The sequence below is a fragment of the Pseudomonas sp. GM21 genome (genome assembly GCF_000282215.1).
GTDB lineage: Bacteria > Pseudomonadota > Gammaproteobacteria > Pseudomonadales > Pseudomonadaceae > Aquipseudomonas.
The window spans coordinates 15,879-31,641 of the sequence record NZ_AKJS01000105.1; the positions used below are offsets into that span (position 1 = coordinate 15,879).

Below are 15,763 nucleotides of genomic sequence, written 5' to 3' on the forward strand. Positions count from 1 at the left end.
GCAGCTCCTACGCAGAGTTCCTACACGACGCCTACAAGTCCTTGTCAGGGAAATGCCAAAAGAGTACAAATGTACTCCATGACGACTTTAACTCCCCGCCGTACTGCCATCCTGACCTTTATCCGCGACCGAATCGCGGAGCACGGTCAGTCCCCGAGCCTTGCTGAAATCAGCGAGGCGTTCGGTTTCGCCTCCCGCAGCGTGGCGCGCAAGCATGTGCTGGCGCTGACCGAAGCCGGTTTTATCGAGGTCAACCCGCATCAGGCCCGTGGCATTCGTCTACTCGGGCAACCGGCGCGCCCCGAATGGCTGGACATCCCGGTGCTCGGCCGGGTCGCGGCCGGTGCGCCGATCGGCGCCGATGCCGAGGTGCACAGCCGTTTGATGCTCGACCCGGCAATCTTTTCGCGGGTGCCGGATTACATGCTGCGGGTTCAGGGTGACTCGATGATCGGGGACGGCATTCTCGATGGCGATCTGGTGGGTGTGCGGCGCAATCCGGAAGCGGTCAACGGCCAGATCGTCGTGGCGCGGCTCGACGGCGAAGTCACCATCAAGCGCTTCGAGCGCACCGGCGACACGGTTCGCCTGTTGCCGCGCAACCCGGCGTATCAGCCGATCATCGTGCAACCCGACCAGGACCTCGCTATCGAAGGGGTGTTCTGCGGCCTGGTGAGGCAAGGGTGATGGGCGCCGTCGTTGCGCTGGATACGCTGTTCAATGGCGGCCAGGTCTGGAAGGGACGGCCTGCGCCCCCGGCCGTCAGCCCGCAACCCACCGGGCATGCCGCGCTGGACGCGGCGTTGCCCACCGGTGGCTGGCCGGAAGCTGCGCTGACCGAAATCCTTCTGGCCGGGCAGGGCGTCGGAGAGCTGCAACTGGTGTGGCCGGCGCTGGCGCGGTTGTCGGCGGCGGGTGAACGCATCGTGCTGGTGGCGCCCCCTTACGTGCCATATCCCCAGGCGTGGCAGAACGCCGGGGTCGATCTGCGCCAGTTGTCGATCATCCAGGCCAGTGAACGGGATGCCTTGTGGGCGGCTGAACAATGCTTGCGTTCCGGCAGTTGCGGTGCGGTGCTGTGCTGGCCGCACAAGGCCGATGACCGGGCGTTACGGCGCTTGCAGGTGGCGGCGGAAACCGGCTCGACCCTAGCGTTCGCCTACCGTTCTATCCATGAAGCGGTCAACCCTTCACCCGCCGCCCTGCGCATCGCCATCGACGCCAGGCCTGCGCAATTGCGCGTGCTCAAGTGCCGGGGCGGGCTGGCGCGCTCGGCGCCGATTGCCTTCCCCGTGGGGCATTGAGGTTGCCATGCGCTGGGTCTGTATTCTTTTCCCGCAATTGGCGCTGGACGCGGTGCTGCGTCAGCGCCCCGATCCCGATGAGCCGCTGGCACTGCTGACCGGTCCGGCGCAGCGCCGGGTGTTGCAAGCGGTCAACGCGTCGGCGCGGGCGCTGGGCCTGCGGCCGGGCCAGTCGATGACCGCCGCGCAGGCCTTGAGCAAAGGCTTTGCCACGGCCGAATACGACGCCGCCGAGATCGAGCACTGGCAGCAGTTCCTCGCCGCATGGGCTTATCGCTTCAGCTCTCAGGTCAGCGTGCATTACCCGCGTGCCGTGGTGTTTGAAATCGAATCCAGCCTGGGCTTGTTCGGGCCGTGGCCGACGTTTGAAGCACGGTTACGCGCCGAACTCGGCGAGCTGGGTTTTCGCCATCGGATCGTCGCAGCCCCCAACCCGGTGGCCGCGCGGGTGCTGGCCAACGTGTATGACGGGCTGGTGGTGCCGGACAACGACGCCTTGCAGCACCATCTCGGGCAGTTGCCCGTCGACCGGATCGCCCTGGAACCCGTGGTGGCCACGGCGTTGTCGCGCATGGGCTTGCGCACCTTGAACCAGGTGCAGGCGCTGCCGCGACAGAGCCTGGCCCGGCGTTTCGAAGCCCAGGTGCTCAAGCATCTGGACGCGTTGACGGGGGCGCGGCGACTGGCCTTGGCGTTCTACCTGCCGCCGGACCGTTTCGACGTGCGCATCGAACTCAACTTCGACGTGCAGTCCCATCAGGCGCTGCTGTTTCCGCTGCGCCGGCTGACCGGCGACCTGTCGGCCTTTCTCTGTGGTCGGGACAGCGGCGTGCAGCGGTTTGACCTGCACCTGGAGCATGCCGGCTTGCCGGACTCGGTGATCAAGGTCGGCCTGCTCAGCGCCGAACGCGATCCGGCCATGCTCTTCGAACTGGCCCGGGGGCGACTGGAACAGGTTCAGGTCGAAGCCCCGGTGCGCGGTTTTCGGCTGTGTGCCGAAGACTTGCCGAGCTTCGTCCCGCAGTATCAGGAACTGTTCGATGACCGCCCGCAGCAATCCTTGCCCTGGGAGCAACTGCGCGAACGCTTGCGCGCGCGGCTCGGTGATGAGGCGGTGCACGGCTTGCGCTTTCAGGCCGATCACCGGCCCGAATGCGCGTGGCAGGCACGGGTCGACAGTCAACTCTGCGCGGGGTTGCCGGGTGTGCAGCGTCCGGGCTGGTTGCTGACGGAACCGCAGGCGATCCACGAAGGCTCGACCCGCATTCTCATGGGCCCGGAGCGCATCGAGTCCGGCTGGTGGGACGGCGCCGACGTGCGCCGCGATTACTACCTGATCGAAACCCGTTCCGGCCAACAGGGCTGGGCCTATCGGGCGGTGGGTGAGGGCGGTCCGCTGTGGCTGCAGGGCTGGTTCGCATGAGCATCGACTATGCCGAATTGCACTGCCTGTCGAACTTCAGTTTCCAGCGTGGCGCCTCCAGCGCCCTCGAACTCTTTCAACGGGCGAAAAAGCACGGTTATCAGGCGCTGGCGATCACCGATGAATGCACCCTGGCCGGTATCGTCCGCGCCTGGCAAGCGGCCAAGGCGGTGGAGCTGCCGCTGATCATCGGCAGCGAAATCCGCATCGAGAACGGTCCGAAACTGGTGCTGCTGGTGGAGAACCTGGAGGGTTACCAGACCCTGTGCCGGCTGATTACCCGGGCGCGGCGCCGTACGCAAAAAGGCCAATATCAGGTGCTGCGCGAAGATTTCAGCGAGCCGATGCCGGGGCTGCTGGTGTTGTGGGCACCGGACGCTGTCGATGACTTCGAACAGGGCCACTGGCTGCAACAGACTTTCACCGAACGTCTGTGGCTGAGCGTCCAGTTGCATCGCGGCCAGGACGATACCCGGCGCCTGGACGCGTTGCTGACCCTTGCGAGGGAACTGCGCATCCCAGCGGTGGCCAGCGGCGATGTGCACATGCACACCCGTGGCCGGCGCGCCTTGCAGGACACCATGACGGCCATCCGTCATCACCTGCCTGTGGCCGAAGCCGGGCTGCGCCTTCATCCCAATGGCGAGCGGCATGTGCGCAGCCTGGAGGTTTTGCAATCGATCTACCCGCCAGCCTTGCTCGATGAAACGTTGGCCATCGCCCGGCGTTGCACCTTCGACCTTGGGCAGCTGCGTTATCAGTATCCACGGGAGTTGGTGCCGCAAGGCCACAGCGCCGATTCCTGGTTGCGCGAATTGACCGAGCGCGGCATTCGCGAGCGCTGGCCCCAAGGGGCGAGCGAGAAGGTACGCGGGCTGATCAACAAGGAGCTGGGGCTGATCGCCGAGCTGGGCTACGAAAGCTATTTCCTGACTGTTCAGGACATCGTCGCCTTCGCCCGACGCGAGAAAATTCTCTGTCAGGGCCGGGGCTCGGCGGCCAATTCGGCGGTGTGTTTCGCCTTGGGCATCACCGAGATCGACCCGGACCGGATGAACATGCTGTTTGAGCGCTTTCTTTCCAAGGAGCGCAACGAGCCGCCGGACATTGATGTGGACTTCGAGCACGAACGTCGCGAAGAAGTCTTGCAGTACATCTTTCAGCGCTATGGCCGCAGGCGCGCGGCGTTGACGGCGGTGGTCAGCACCTATCACGCCGCCGGCGCGGTGCGTGACGTGGCCAAGGCGTTGGGGTTGCCGCCAGATCAGATCAACGCCCTGGCCGATTGCTGCGGCCACTGGAGTGATGCCACGCCGCCCGTGGAGCGTTTGCTGGAAGGCGGGTTCGATCCCGAAAGCCCGGTGCTGCGCCGGGTCTTGAGCCTGACGCAACAGCTGATCGGTTTTCCCCGGCACCTGTCCCAGCACCCCGGTGGCTTCGTGATTTCCGAGCAGCCTCTGGACAGCTTGGTGCCGGTGGAAAACGCTGCCATGGCCGAGCGTACGATCATTCAGTGGGACAAGGACGATCTCGACGCAGTCGGGTTGCTCAAAGTGGATATTCTGGCACTGGGCATGCTCAGCGCGATCCGCCGTTGTTTCGACCTGCTGCGCCGCCACCGAGGCCTTGACCTGAGTCTGGCGACGATCCCGTCCGAAGATCCGGCCACCTACGACATGATTGGCCGTGCCGACACCATCGGCGTGTTCCAGATCGAATCCCGGGCACAGATGTCGATGTTGCCCCGGCTCAAGCCTCGCAAATTTTATGATCTGGTGATCGAGGTGGCCATCGTTCGCCCCGGTCCTATCCAGGGCGGTATGGTCCATCCGTATCTGCGGCGACGAAACAAGGAAGAACTCGAAAGTTACCCCTCCGAAGAATTGAGGGAGGTGCTCAAGCGCACCCTCGGCGTGCCGCTGTTCCAGGAACAAGTGATGCAGATCGCCATCGTCGCCGCCGACTACAGCCCCGGCGAGGCCGATCAGTTGCGCCGTTCCATGGCGGCCTGGAAACGCCACGGCGGGCTGGAACCGCACAAGGACCGACTAGCCGCCGGGATGAAGAAAAACGGCTATACGGCCGAGTTCGCCGCGCAGCTCTTCGAGCAGATCAAAGGTTTCGGCAGCTACGGGTTTCCCGAGTCCCACGCCGCCAGTTTCGCCTTGTTGACCTACGCCAGTTGCTGGCTCAAATGCCACGAACCGGCGGCCTTCGCCTGTGCGCTGATCAACAGCTGGCCGATGGGTTTCTACAGTCCGGACCAGATTCTCCAGGACGCGCGCCGGCATCATTTGCAGATTCGTCCGGTGGATGTACGTGCCAGTGACTGGGATTGCAGCCTGGAGCCGATGACCGGTGCACAACCGGCGATTCGCATGGGGTTGCGGATGATCAAGGGCTTTCGCGAAGACGATGCCCGGCGCATCGAAGCGGCGCGCGCGCGTGGGGTGTTTGTCGACATCGCCGACCTCGGCGAACGTGCGCGCCTCGACGCCCGTGCCCAAGAGCAACTGGCCGATGCCGGCGCGCTGCGGGGTTTGGCCGGTGACCGGCATCGGGCGCGCTGGGAGGTGGCGGGGGTGCAAAAGCAACTTGGTTTATTTGCCGGCCTGCCGCGTCAGGAAGAGGACGTCGTGGCGTTGCCCAAACCCACAGTCGGCGAAGACCTGCAAGCCGATTACGCCAGCATCGGCACCACCCTCGGCCCGCATCCGCTGGCGTTGTTGCGCGGTGAATTGAAAGCCCGGCGTTGTCGCAGTTCGCAAGAACTGATGGCGATCGAACACGGGCGCCCGGTCAGCGTCGCGGGGTTGGTGACGGGGCGGCAACGTCCGGGCACCGCCAGTGGCGTGACCTTCGTGACCCTGGAAGACGAGTTCGGCAACGTCAACGTGGTGGTCTGGCGCGACTTGGCGGAAAGGCAACGCCAGGTGCTGGTCGGTTCGCAATTGCTCAAGGTCGATGGCCGCTGGGAAAAGGAAGGCGAAGTTCGCCACCTGATTGCCGGACGCTTGAGCGACCTGAGTGCATTGCTCGACGGCATCAGCGTACGCAGCCGGGATTTCCGCTGACCTGTGTCGAAGGGGTATTGACGACCGCAGCGCAGCCGTCGCAAACCCGGCAATTGAGTTCTTTCAGGTAGAAAGCAGACGCAGCCTCGCGTTGCTCGACAGCTGCTACAAATCCCCACCACCCACCCTGTAGCAGCTGACGAGCAACGCGAGGCTGCGTCTGGGATTTGCCTGACAAAACGCGATTGCCCGGTGAGGTTCAAGACGGTATCTACGCGGAGAGTGAGCAACAAAAATCTGCCCGTTGAGAATCAGCTAACCTCTATGAAACCATTGACGTCGGCGGCGCTCGAAACAAACGGGTCCACGCCGTTCTCAAGTCGTCGCGATCCTCCAGGTCAGTTCATTTACAGGGACTCAGAGCCAGTCGATGCAGTTTTTAGATGAAAGCCACGGGTGTGCCGGCTGGACCGGTGAAATGGCCGGGCGTATTCGTACGTTCGACTGGTGCCAGACCGAACTTGGCAGCCTCGACACCTGGCCCGCGAGCCTGTGCAGCTCGGTGCAGTTGATGCTCGCCTCGCCACTGCCGATGGTGATGCTGTGGGGGCGCGCCGGGTACATGATCTACAACGATGCCTACTCCAAATTTGCCGGTGGCCGCCATCCTTACCTGTTGGGCGTCCCGGTGGAAATGGGCTGGCCGGAAGTCGCCGAATTCAATCGCAATGTGGTCGATACCTGCCTGGCGGGTGGCACCTTGTCCTATCGCAATAAAGAGCTGGTGCTTCTGCGTGACGGAATTCCCGAAGACGTCTGGCTGGACCTCTATTACAGCCCGGTGGCCGATGATGACGGCAAGCCGGCCGGGGTCATGGCGATGGTGGTCGAGACCACGGAACATGTCATTTCCGAACGTCGCCGCCAGGCAGCCGAAGACGCCTATCGCGCCGACAACGAACGGGTGCGCCTGGCACTCAATGCCGGAGCCTTGCTCGGCTCATTCGTCTGGGACATCAAAGCCAACAAGCTCTCCGGCGACGAGCGCTTTGCCCGCACCTTCTCTTTTCCCGCAGATCAGGATCTGGCCGACCTGCCCCCGGACGTCACCGAAACCAGAATCCACCCCGACGACCTCAATTGGGTGCAGGAACAGGTCAGTCAATCGGTCGAAACCGGAGAAGCCTTTAATGCGGAGTATCGCGTGCTGCGCCCGGATGGCGGTTATCTATGGGTGCTGGCGAGCGGCTGTTGCGAGTTTAACCAGCAGGGCGAACCGTTCCGTTTTCCCGGCGTATTGATCGACATCCATGAACGCAAGTCTGCCGAAGAATCCTTACTCAGGTTCACACGCAACCTGGAGCAGCGCGTCGCCGATGAAGTCGAAGCGCGGTTGGCAGCTGAAGAACAACTGCGCCAGTCACAGAAGCTCGAAGCCATCGGCGGCCTCACTGGTGGCGTGGCCCACGACTTCAATAACCTGTTACAGGTGATCGCCGGCAACCTGCACTTGCTGGCGCGGCACGAACCGGATAACGCCAACGTGCAGCGCCGGGTCAACGCATCGATTGCCGCAGTCGAACGTGGCGCCAAATTGTCTTCGCAATTGCTCGCCTTCGCCCGTCGCCAGCCATTGTCGCCAGCCGTCTGTAATCCAAAACAGGTCTTCGAAGGTCTGGCGGAAATATTGCAGCGGGCGCTGGGTGAAACACTCCAGATCAAGGTAAACGCCCCGGATGATGCCTGGCACATCTTCGTGGACCGCAATCAATTGGAAAACACCATTCTCAACCTGGCGATCAATGCCCGTGATGCCATGAAAGGTGAGGGGACCATCGGTTTGAGTGCCGAACACGTCGTCCTGGATCAGAAGTTTTGTGCAGGCAAGGGCATCGTGGCCGGCGACTACGTCTGCGTCACGGTGGCGGACACTGGTATCGGCATGCCGCCACAGGTGCTCGCGCAAGCCTTCGAACCGTTCTTCACCACCAAGGCCGACGGCCAGGGCACGGGGCTGGGGTTGAGCATGGTGTTCGGTTTCGTCAAACAGAGCGGCGGGCACATCGAGATTTCCAGCACCGAGGGACAGGGTACTCGGGTTCAGTTGTACTTTCCCCGTAGTCTGCGGCCGGCGCCCAGTGAAGCCACTCAGCAAGTTGCACAGCTGCACGGTGGTCATGAAACCATTCTGGTGGTCGAAGACAACGAAGCGGTTCGCACCTCGGCAGTGGAGTTGCTGCGTGAAGAAGGCTATCAAATCCTGACGGCGGCCAATGGAGACCAAGCGATGCAGATGTTGCTGGAGGGCACGCAGGTAGACCTGATTTTTACTGACGTGGTCATGCCCGGCTTGATCAAAAGTGCTGACCTGGCGGCATGGGCCAAAGTGCAAATTCCCCCAGTGGCTGTGTTGTTCACCTCGGGCCACACCCGTGACATTATCTCGCGCAATCACCAACTCAGCTCCGACACCTATTTACTGAGCAAACCCTACGATCCTGAAGCACTCACCCGAATGGTTCGCACAGTCCTAAATGGCTAATCCCCCTGTGGAAGATCAACACCGAACCCCTGTGGGAGCGAGCCTGCTCGCGATGGCGTAGTGTCAGCCGACATAAATGTTTAATGACACACCGCCATCGCGAGCAGGCTCGCTCCCACAGGGGGCATGTGTGTTTTCAGTTATTTCATTAAGGTTTCCCGATGCCCCCAAAGCACACATCCAACCCTCCCTCCGGCATGGTCAGGGTGCGCGGCGCCCGGGAGCACAACCTCAAGAACATCGATATCGACATACCGCGCGATGCGCTGGTGGTGTTCACCGGTGTCTCGGGTTCGGGCAAGTCGTCGCTGGCGTTCTCGACGCTCTATGCCGAAGCGCAACGCCGCTATTTCGAATCCGTGGCGCCTTATGCGCGACGGCTGATCGATCAGGTCGGTGTACCGGATGTCGACTCCATCGAAGGCCTGCCGCCGGCCGTGGCTTTGCAGCAACAGCGTGGCACGCCGAGCACCCGCTCTTCGGTGGGCAGCGTAACGACGTTGTCGAGCCTGATCCGCATGCTGTACTCCCGGGCCGGCAGCTACCCGCCGGGACAGGCGATGTTGTATGCCGAAGACTTCTCACCCAACACCCCACAAGGCGCGTGCCCGGAGTGTCATGGGTTGGGGCGGGTTTATGATGTCACCGAAGCGCTGATGGTGCCCGATCCGAGCCTGACCATCCGCCAGCGAGCGGTCGCTTCCTGGCCCACGGCCTGGCAGGGACAGAACCTGCGCGACATCCTCGTGACCATGGGTTACGACGTCGATAAACCCTGGCGCGATCTGCCGGAAAAACAGCGCGACTGGATTCTTTTCACCGAAGAGACACCGACGGTGCCGGTGTACGCCGGGCTCACGCCGGAAGAAACCAGGGTTGCGCTCAAACGCAAGCTGGAACCCAGCTATCAGGGCACCTTCACCGGCGCCCGACGCTACATCCTGCACACCTTCACCCACTCGCAAAGTGCGCTGATGAAGAAGCGCGTTTCGCAATTCATGCTCGGCAGTCCTTGCCCGTTATGTGATGGAAAACGGCTTAAGCGCGAGGCATTGTCGGTGACGTTTGCGGGCTATGACATCGGTGAGTTATCGCAGATGCCACTGCTACAAGTGGCCGCCGTGCTGAAACCCGTGGCGGCGCACAGTTACCTTGAGCAGGCCGAAGAGGCGGGTGACGTGTTGACCCACCAGCAAACCCGCGAGGCCCGCGACGCGCGAGTTGCCCACGGTGCCAGCGGTCATGCCAACGCACCGGACGTGCGCCACACGCCCAATCTGTCGGTGGAAAAACGCCTGGCCGCGCAACGGATCGCCCAGGATTTGCTGGAACGGGTCAGCACCCTGACCGACTTGGGCCTCGGATACCTGGCGCTGGAACGCAGCACGCCGACGCTGTCATCTGGCGAGTTGCAACGACTGCGGCTGGCGACACAATTAGGCTCGCAACTGTTCGGTGTGATCTACGTCCTGGATGAGCCCTCAGCCGGCCTGCACCCGGCGGACGGTGAGGCGTTGTTTGAAGCGCTGCAACGCCTGAAGGCCGCTGGCAATACGCTGTTTGTGGTTGAGCATGATCTGGAAACCATGCGCCGGGCCGACTGGTTGATCGACGTCGGCCCGGCGGCAGGTGAGAACGGTGGCCAGATTCTCTACAGCGGTGTGCCGGCAGGATTGTCCGAGGTGACGAACTCGCAGACCCGCGCCTATCTGTTCGCCGAAACTGTCACCGAACCGCGCGCCTGTCGCAAGGCTACCGACTGGTTGCGCCTGGAGGGCATCACCCGCAACAACCTGAACAATCTCAGCGTCGAGTTTCCGCTGGGCTGTTTCACCGCCGTGACCGGGGTGTCCGGTTCCGGCAAATCGAGCCTGGTCAGTCAGGCGCTGCTGGAGTTGGTCGGTGCCCATTTGGGGCGGGCCGCCAGCGATAGCGAAACCGAAGCGTTGAGTCTTGAGGACGATGCGCCGCAAGTCAGCGGCGGTCAGGTTACGGCCGGGCTGGCCTCGATCAAGCGCCTGGTGCAGGTTCATCAGAAACCCATCGGCCGCACGCCACGTTCCAATCTGGCGACCTACACCGGGCTGTTCGACAACGTGCGCAAGCTGTACGCCGCCACGCCCGAGGCTCAGGCCGAAGGCTACGACGCCGGGCAATTCTCGTTCAACGTCGCCAAGGGCCGTTGCCCGACCTGCGAAGGTGAAGGCTTTGTCAGCGTCGAGTTGTTGTTTATGCCCAGTGTCTACGCGCCATGCCCGACGTGCCATGGTGCGCGCTACAACCCCGAGACGCTGGCGATCAGCTGGCAAGGGTTGAACATCGCCCAAGTGCTGGGGCTGACGGTGGATGAAGCGGTCGAGGTGTTCGCCGAGCAACCGGGCATTCGCCGCTCGCTGGAGGTGCTGCGCGACATCGGTCTGGGGTATTTGCGCCTGGGGCAACCGGCGACCGAGTTGTCCGGCGGTGAAGCGCAGCGCATCAAACTGGCGACGGAGTTGCAACGTAACCAGCGTGGCGCGACGTTGTATGTGCTTGATGAGCCCACAACCGGTTTGCATCCACGAGACGTCGACCGCTTGCTGGAGCAGTTGAATACGCTGGTGGTGGCGGGGCACACGGTGATCGTGGTCGAGCATGAAATGCGCGTGGTGGCACAGAGTGACTGGGTGATCGACATCGGACCGGGGGCGGGGGATCAGGGTGGGAAAATCGTTGTAGCCGGCACGCCGCAGACAGTGGCCAAAAGCAAAAAGAGCCGGACTGCGCCGTTTTTGGCCCGGGTGCTTGGCAGGGCTTGATGTGTTGTTTTTACTGGCCTCATCGCGGGCAAGCCCGCTCCCACAGGGATTGCGCTGCCCATTGTGGGAGCGGGCTTGGTCCGGGCGGCGTTCCGACGATAGCGGTCTGTCAGGCGCAGTCCAAAGTGCGTCGGACCTTGTCCAGCAGCTCACTAATCTGAAACGGCTTGATCAGCATCTCCATGCCATCCCCCAAAAACACCTGCCGATTGATCGCGTTTTCTGCATAGCCGGTCATGAACAGGATTGGTAATCCTTCACGCCACCCTCGGGCGACATCTGCCAGTTCGCGGCCATTCATGCGCGGCAGGCCAACGTCCGTCAGCATCAGATCAATCGACGGATCGTTTTGCAGGCGCTCAAGGGCGGCTTCGATGTCACCCGCCTGGGTGCAGCGATAACCGGCATCCACCAGGACCTCGGCGACGAACATGCGTACCGACGGCATGTCCTCGACAATCAACACATGCTCGCCCGAGCCTTGTTGGTTCGTCGCCTCTGAGACCACATCAGCCGTGGTCGGGTCCGAACTGGCCGGCAGCATGATGGTGACTTCGGTACCGCGTCGGGCAACGCTGCGGATATGCGCATCGCCCCCCGATTGCCGGGCGAACCCGTAAATGCTCGACAGCCCCAGGCCCGTGCCCTGGCCCAGCGGTTTGGTGGTGAAAAACGGGTCAAACACCTTGTCGATCACACTGTGCTCGATACCGGTTCCGTCATCGCGTACCGACAGCGCGACGTAGGCGCCATCCGCCAGTTTCAGGTCGCCGTGGGAATACGCCGCGTAAGTGCTGACCCAGATATTCCCGCCCTGCGGCAAGGCATCGCGGGCGTTGATCACCAGGTTGAGCACCGCGCTTTCCAGCTGGATCGGGTCAACCAGCGCAATCGCGGCTTTGGAGGTCAGTTCGAGCTTCAGGGCGATGTGTTCGCCGATGGTACGCACCAGCAATTCTTCGAGGGAACGGATGTGTTCGTTGATGTCCACTGGCCGCGTATCGAGCGGTTGTTGGCGGGCGAAGGCCAGCAAACGATGGGTCAGCGCGGCGGCGCTCATGGCCGAGTTCAACGCCGCGTCGGCGTAGAACTGAACCTTGTCAGTGCGTGCGTCGGCAACGCGTTTCTGGATCAATTCCAGGCTGGTGATGATGCCGGTCAGCAGGTTGTTGAAGTCATGGGCAATGCCGCCGGTCAACTTGCCCAGCGCATCCATTTTCTGCACTTGCAGCAACTGGGCTTCGGTGCGCACGCGCTCGGCGATTTCACGTTCCAACTGCGAGGTGGCGTCGTCGAGCCGGGCCAGGTGCGAGCGCTCGCGGTGGCGGTGTTCAGTGACGTCTTCGACAAATACCAAGCTTAGTCCCGGAGTACGATAGGGCGAAATCTGCCACTCGGTTTCCCGTAGCTCACCCTCAACGCGCATGTTCAAAATGCCTTTCCAGCGCTCGCCAGCGAGCAGGCGCAGGCGCAGTTCTTCGATCACTGCGTCCTGGTCTTCGGCGAAGCATTCACTCAAGGTGTCCGTGTCGACATTGTCCAGAATCAACCGGGAGAAAGCGTGGTTGCACTCGTGCACTTTGAACTGTGCATCCAATACCGCGATGGGCGCCGACACGTTGACGAAAATCTCGCGGAACCGCGCCTCGCTTTCGCGCAGGGCGTTTTCGGTGTCGCGCACTCGCAGCAAAGTGCGCAGGGTCGCCAGCAATACGTCCGGGTCCACGGGGTGGATCAGGTAGGCGTCCGCGCCGGCGTCCAGGCCCGTGATGATGTCGCCGGTCTGGATCGACGCAGCCGACACGTGAATAACCGGCAACAGGGCGGTGGCAGGCTCGGAACGCAGCTTGCGCACGATGTCGAAACCGCTCATGTCCGGCAGGTTGACGTCCAGTATCAGCGCGTCGATCGATTCGCTGTCGATCAGCGCCAGGCCATCACCGCCGGTCCCGGCTTCGAGCACGGTGTACCCGTGAGACTCCAGGCGCCGGCGCAGGGCGTAGCGCGTCGCAACGTTGTCGTCGACGATCAGCAGGCGGATGTCACGTTTCATCGGCAGGCTCCATGGCGATGGCCAGCGGGATGATCACGAAAAAGGTCGAACCGACCCCCGGTGTACTCTCGACCCCGACTTCGCCCCCCAGCAATGCGGCGAAGCGTTTGCACAATGACAATCCCAGGCCGGTGCCGCGCAAGCGCTTTTGCAAGGGCGAATCGACTTGGGAGAAGTCCTCAAACAATGCGCCATGTAGCTCGGCAGCGATACCAATTCCGGTGTCGCTGACGGCAAAACGCACGAAGTTCGTGCCTTCGAGCCGGGCCGATACTCGTACTTCACCGCGCGTGGTGAACTTCAGCGAATTGGCAATGAAGTTGCGCAGGATCTGAGCGAGTTTCTTGTCGTCGGTGAACAAACGCGGCAAGCCCATCGGTTCTTCGAAGATCAGATCCACGGCGCTTGCGTCGACAATTGGGCGAAACATGCCGCGCAGGGCCGCGAACAAGTCCAGCATGTCGAACCAGGCCGGTGAAATGCTGATGCGCCCGGCCTCGATTTTCGCAAGGTCGAGCAAGTCGTCGACCATGTCGCTCAACTCCCGCGCGGCGGTGCTGACGAAAGTGACCTGTTTGTGTTGCTCGGGGCTGAGCGGGCCGTCGAGTTCATCACTGAGCAGGCTGGCAATGCTCAGGATAGAGCCCAGTGGCGTGCGAAACTCGTGGCTCATGTACGACAGGAAACGGCTCTTGAGGTCCGAGGCCTGTCGCAGTTCTTCGGCCTGGTTGTCGAGTTCGGCGTACAACGCGAGCACGCCCTGATTGGTTTCATCAAGCTCTGCGCGCAGGGCGGCGGTTTCACTCTGCAAGCGTGCAATCAGTGCCGAGGGGTCGTCCGGTGCGAGCGAGGGTGTCTCAGCCATGGGCGGCCTCCAGGGCAACGACCAATACCGTCACATCGTCCCGGCCGCGACAGAAATCGCGGTGCAGGACGGCGGCTATCACGGCAGGATGACGGTGCACCAGGCCAGGGTAGTCGTGCAAGTTCCATCGGGACTGCAAGCCGTCGCTGTACATGATCAATAGATGTCCGTTCACGTGAGCATAGTCAAAGGGTTGGGCCTTTCGATACTGCCCGCCAACGATGCCGGGATGGGACGCCAGGCCACGGGATTTGTCGGGGGCGATCAGGCTGGCGCCGATGTTGCCGATACCGGTGAACGTCAGTTTGTCGCGATGCGCGTCGAACTGCGCAACCGCCAACGCGCCACCGCGGGTGCCGATCATGGCCTGGTGAATGTCTTCGAGCAGGAGCACTGGGGAAGCGAACGGCGTTCGCGCAAAGGCTATTTCGCCGGCGCGGGCGGCGTGCTCGGCGTCTTCGCCGTGGCCCAGGCCGTCGATCACCAAGGCGCTGAGATTCGCTCCGTCAATCGCCAGGTGCCAGACATCGCCACACGCCGGATCGCGGGCCAGCGAGTGCTGGCTGACGCCCAGTCGCAGGTCCGTAACCTTGTGGGTGCGCGGATACAAGCGGGCCAACAGCACGGCGCCCCGGGAATCGGCATACACATCGAACACGTCGGTCTGCCGTGACACAGCACCCAGGCCAATGCCTTGAGTGCCACCCGTAGAAAAACCGTCCGCCAGGCACGCCTGCAAATCAAAGCCCTGCGCGCGATCCACTGCCAGCATCTCGATCCCGTGACCGTTTTCAAACGGTAGAGTCCGCAGGTGCAGTTCGCCTCGGGTGGCATGCTTGAGCACGTTGCTCGCCAGCTCTGTGGCCACCAGCGCCACACGCCCGGCATCGGTAGCGTCGAAGCCGATGTGTTCAGCGAGTTTCTGCGCGGTGCGCCGGGCATGGCCGATCTGGCTGCTGTCTTCGATCAACAGGACGTCGGTCAGGGTGCCGGTAATGTTCATGTCCATCGGGTGATCGTTATGCGAGTGCCTTGGCCGGGCGCGGTATCCAGTTCGAATTCATCCACGAGACGCTTGGCACCGGTCAAGCCCAGGCCCAGGCCGCTGCCGGAGGTCCAGCCGTCGGTCATCGCCAGTTTGATGTCGGGAATGCCCGGACCTTCGTCGCGAAAGGTCAGGCGCAAACCCACTCGCGAGTTTTCGTCGAGGATCTGCCAATCCATGTCACCGCCACCGCCATAAACCATGGTGTTGCGCGCCAGCTCGCTGACGGCGGTCACCAGTTTGGTCAGGTCGATCAGGCGCATACCGCACTCGGTGGCCAGCTTGCGTGCGGTCTGGCGGGCCATGACCACGTCCTGCTCAATGTGAATCGGGTGAGTACCGCTGCTGCGCAGGGTCATTGCTCGCGTACTCGTTCATGCAGCAGTTTCATTCCGCGCTCGACGTTCAGTGCGGTGCTGACACCGGGCAGGGTCAGGCCCAGTTCGACGAGGGTGATCGCCACGGCCGGTTGCATGCCCACCAGCACGGTTTCGGCGTCCATGATTTTAGACAGGCCGGAAATGGTGCCGATCATCCGGCCAATGAACGAATCGACCATGTCCAGTGCGGAAATATCGATCAACACACCGCGCGCCGAGGTGTTGCTGATGCGCTCGGACAGATCGTCCTGAAGGGTCAGGGCGAGTTGGTCGTGCATGTCGACCTGAATGGTCACCAGCAGAAAGTCGCCCATCTGCAGAATAGGAATTCTATCCATG

At 62.5% G+C, this 15,763-nt stretch carries 11 protein-coding genes; 6 read left to right on the forward strand and 5 right to left on the reverse strand.

Annotation, left to right across the window (positions count from 1 at the left end):
• Positions 1-69 precede the first annotated feature (69 nt).
• From lexA to PMI22_RS12465, 6 genes are all read left to right on the forward strand, one after another.
• Positions 70-687 carry a transcriptional repressor LexA gene (lexA, locus tag PMI22_RS12490; protein ID WP_007946469.1) on the forward strand — a complete coding sequence of 206 codons (618 nt, stop codon included), beginning with the start codon at positions 70-72 and terminating at the stop codon, positions 685-687.
• Positions 687-1,304, forward strand: a complete 618-nt coding sequence (imuA, locus tag PMI22_RS12485; RefSeq protein ID WP_007946470.1) for a translesion DNA synthesis-associated protein ImuA — start codon at positions 687-689, stop codon at positions 1,302-1,304. The genes lexA and imuA overlap by 1 nt, the downstream gene beginning before the upstream one ends.
• Before the next feature lie 7 nt (positions 1,305-1,311).
• Positions 1,312-2,727 (forward strand): Y-family DNA polymerase, encoded by a 1,416-nt coding sequence (locus tag PMI22_RS12480; protein ID WP_007946471.1) that lies wholly within the window; start codon positions 1,312-1,314, stop codon positions 2,725-2,727.
• A complete protein-coding gene (locus tag PMI22_RS12475) occupies positions 2,703-5,801 on the forward strand; it encodes an error-prone DNA polymerase (RefSeq protein WP_162131648.1) in 3,099 nt (1,032 codons plus the stop codon). The genes PMI22_RS12480 and PMI22_RS12475 overlap by 25 nt, the downstream gene beginning before the upstream one ends.
• Positions 5,802-6,171: 370 nt before the next feature.
• Positions 6,172-8,283, forward strand: a complete 2,112-nt coding sequence (locus PMI22_RS12470; RefSeq protein ID WP_007946473.1) for a hybrid sensor histidine kinase/response regulator — start codon at positions 6,172-6,174, stop codon at positions 8,281-8,283.
• A gap of 161 nt (positions 8,284-8,444) precedes the next feature.
• Positions 8,445-11,081 (forward strand): excinuclease ABC subunit UvrA, encoded by a 2,637-nt coding sequence (locus PMI22_RS12465; RefSeq protein WP_007946474.1) that lies wholly within the window; start codon positions 8,445-8,447, stop codon positions 11,079-11,081.
• A gap of 109 nt (positions 11,082-11,190) precedes the next feature.
• Here the strand turns inward: PMI22_RS12465 and PMI22_RS12460 are convergent, their stop codons facing one another.
• Genes PMI22_RS12460 through PMI22_RS12440 form a run of 5 tightly spaced genes read right to left on the reverse strand, consistent with a single transcriptional unit; the run spans position 11,191 to position 15,762 of the window.
• Complete coding sequence (locus tag PMI22_RS12460) at positions 11,191-13,134, reverse strand: response regulator (protein WP_007946475.1); 1,944 nt, start codon at positions 13,132-13,134, stop codon at positions 11,191-11,193.
• On the reverse strand, positions 13,124-13,999 hold the full coding sequence (locus tag PMI22_RS12455; protein WP_007946476.1) for a sensor histidine kinase: 876 nt from the start codon (positions 13,997-13,999) through the stop codon (positions 13,124-13,126). The genes PMI22_RS12460 and PMI22_RS12455 overlap by 11 nt, the downstream gene beginning before the upstream one ends.
• Positions 13,992-15,002 carry an ATP-binding protein gene (locus PMI22_RS12450; RefSeq protein WP_007946478.1) on the reverse strand — a complete coding sequence of 337 codons (1,011 nt, stop codon included), beginning with the start codon at positions 15,000-15,002 and terminating at the stop codon, positions 13,992-13,994. Before PMI22_RS12450 ends, PMI22_RS12455 begins: the two co-directional genes overlap by 8 nt.
• Positions 14,999-15,403 carry an anti-sigma regulatory factor gene (locus tag PMI22_RS12445; protein WP_007946479.1) on the reverse strand — a complete coding sequence of 135 codons (405 nt, stop codon included), beginning with the start codon at positions 15,401-15,403 and terminating at the stop codon, positions 14,999-15,001. The genes PMI22_RS12450 and PMI22_RS12445 overlap by 4 nt, the downstream gene beginning before the upstream one ends.
• Positions 15,400-15,762, reverse strand: coding sequence for an STAS domain-containing protein (locus PMI22_RS12440; protein ID WP_007946480.1), 363 nt, complete (start codon positions 15,760-15,762; stop codon positions 15,400-15,402). The genes PMI22_RS12445 and PMI22_RS12440 overlap by 4 nt, the downstream gene beginning before the upstream one ends.
• Position 15,763: the final 1 nt, after the last annotated feature.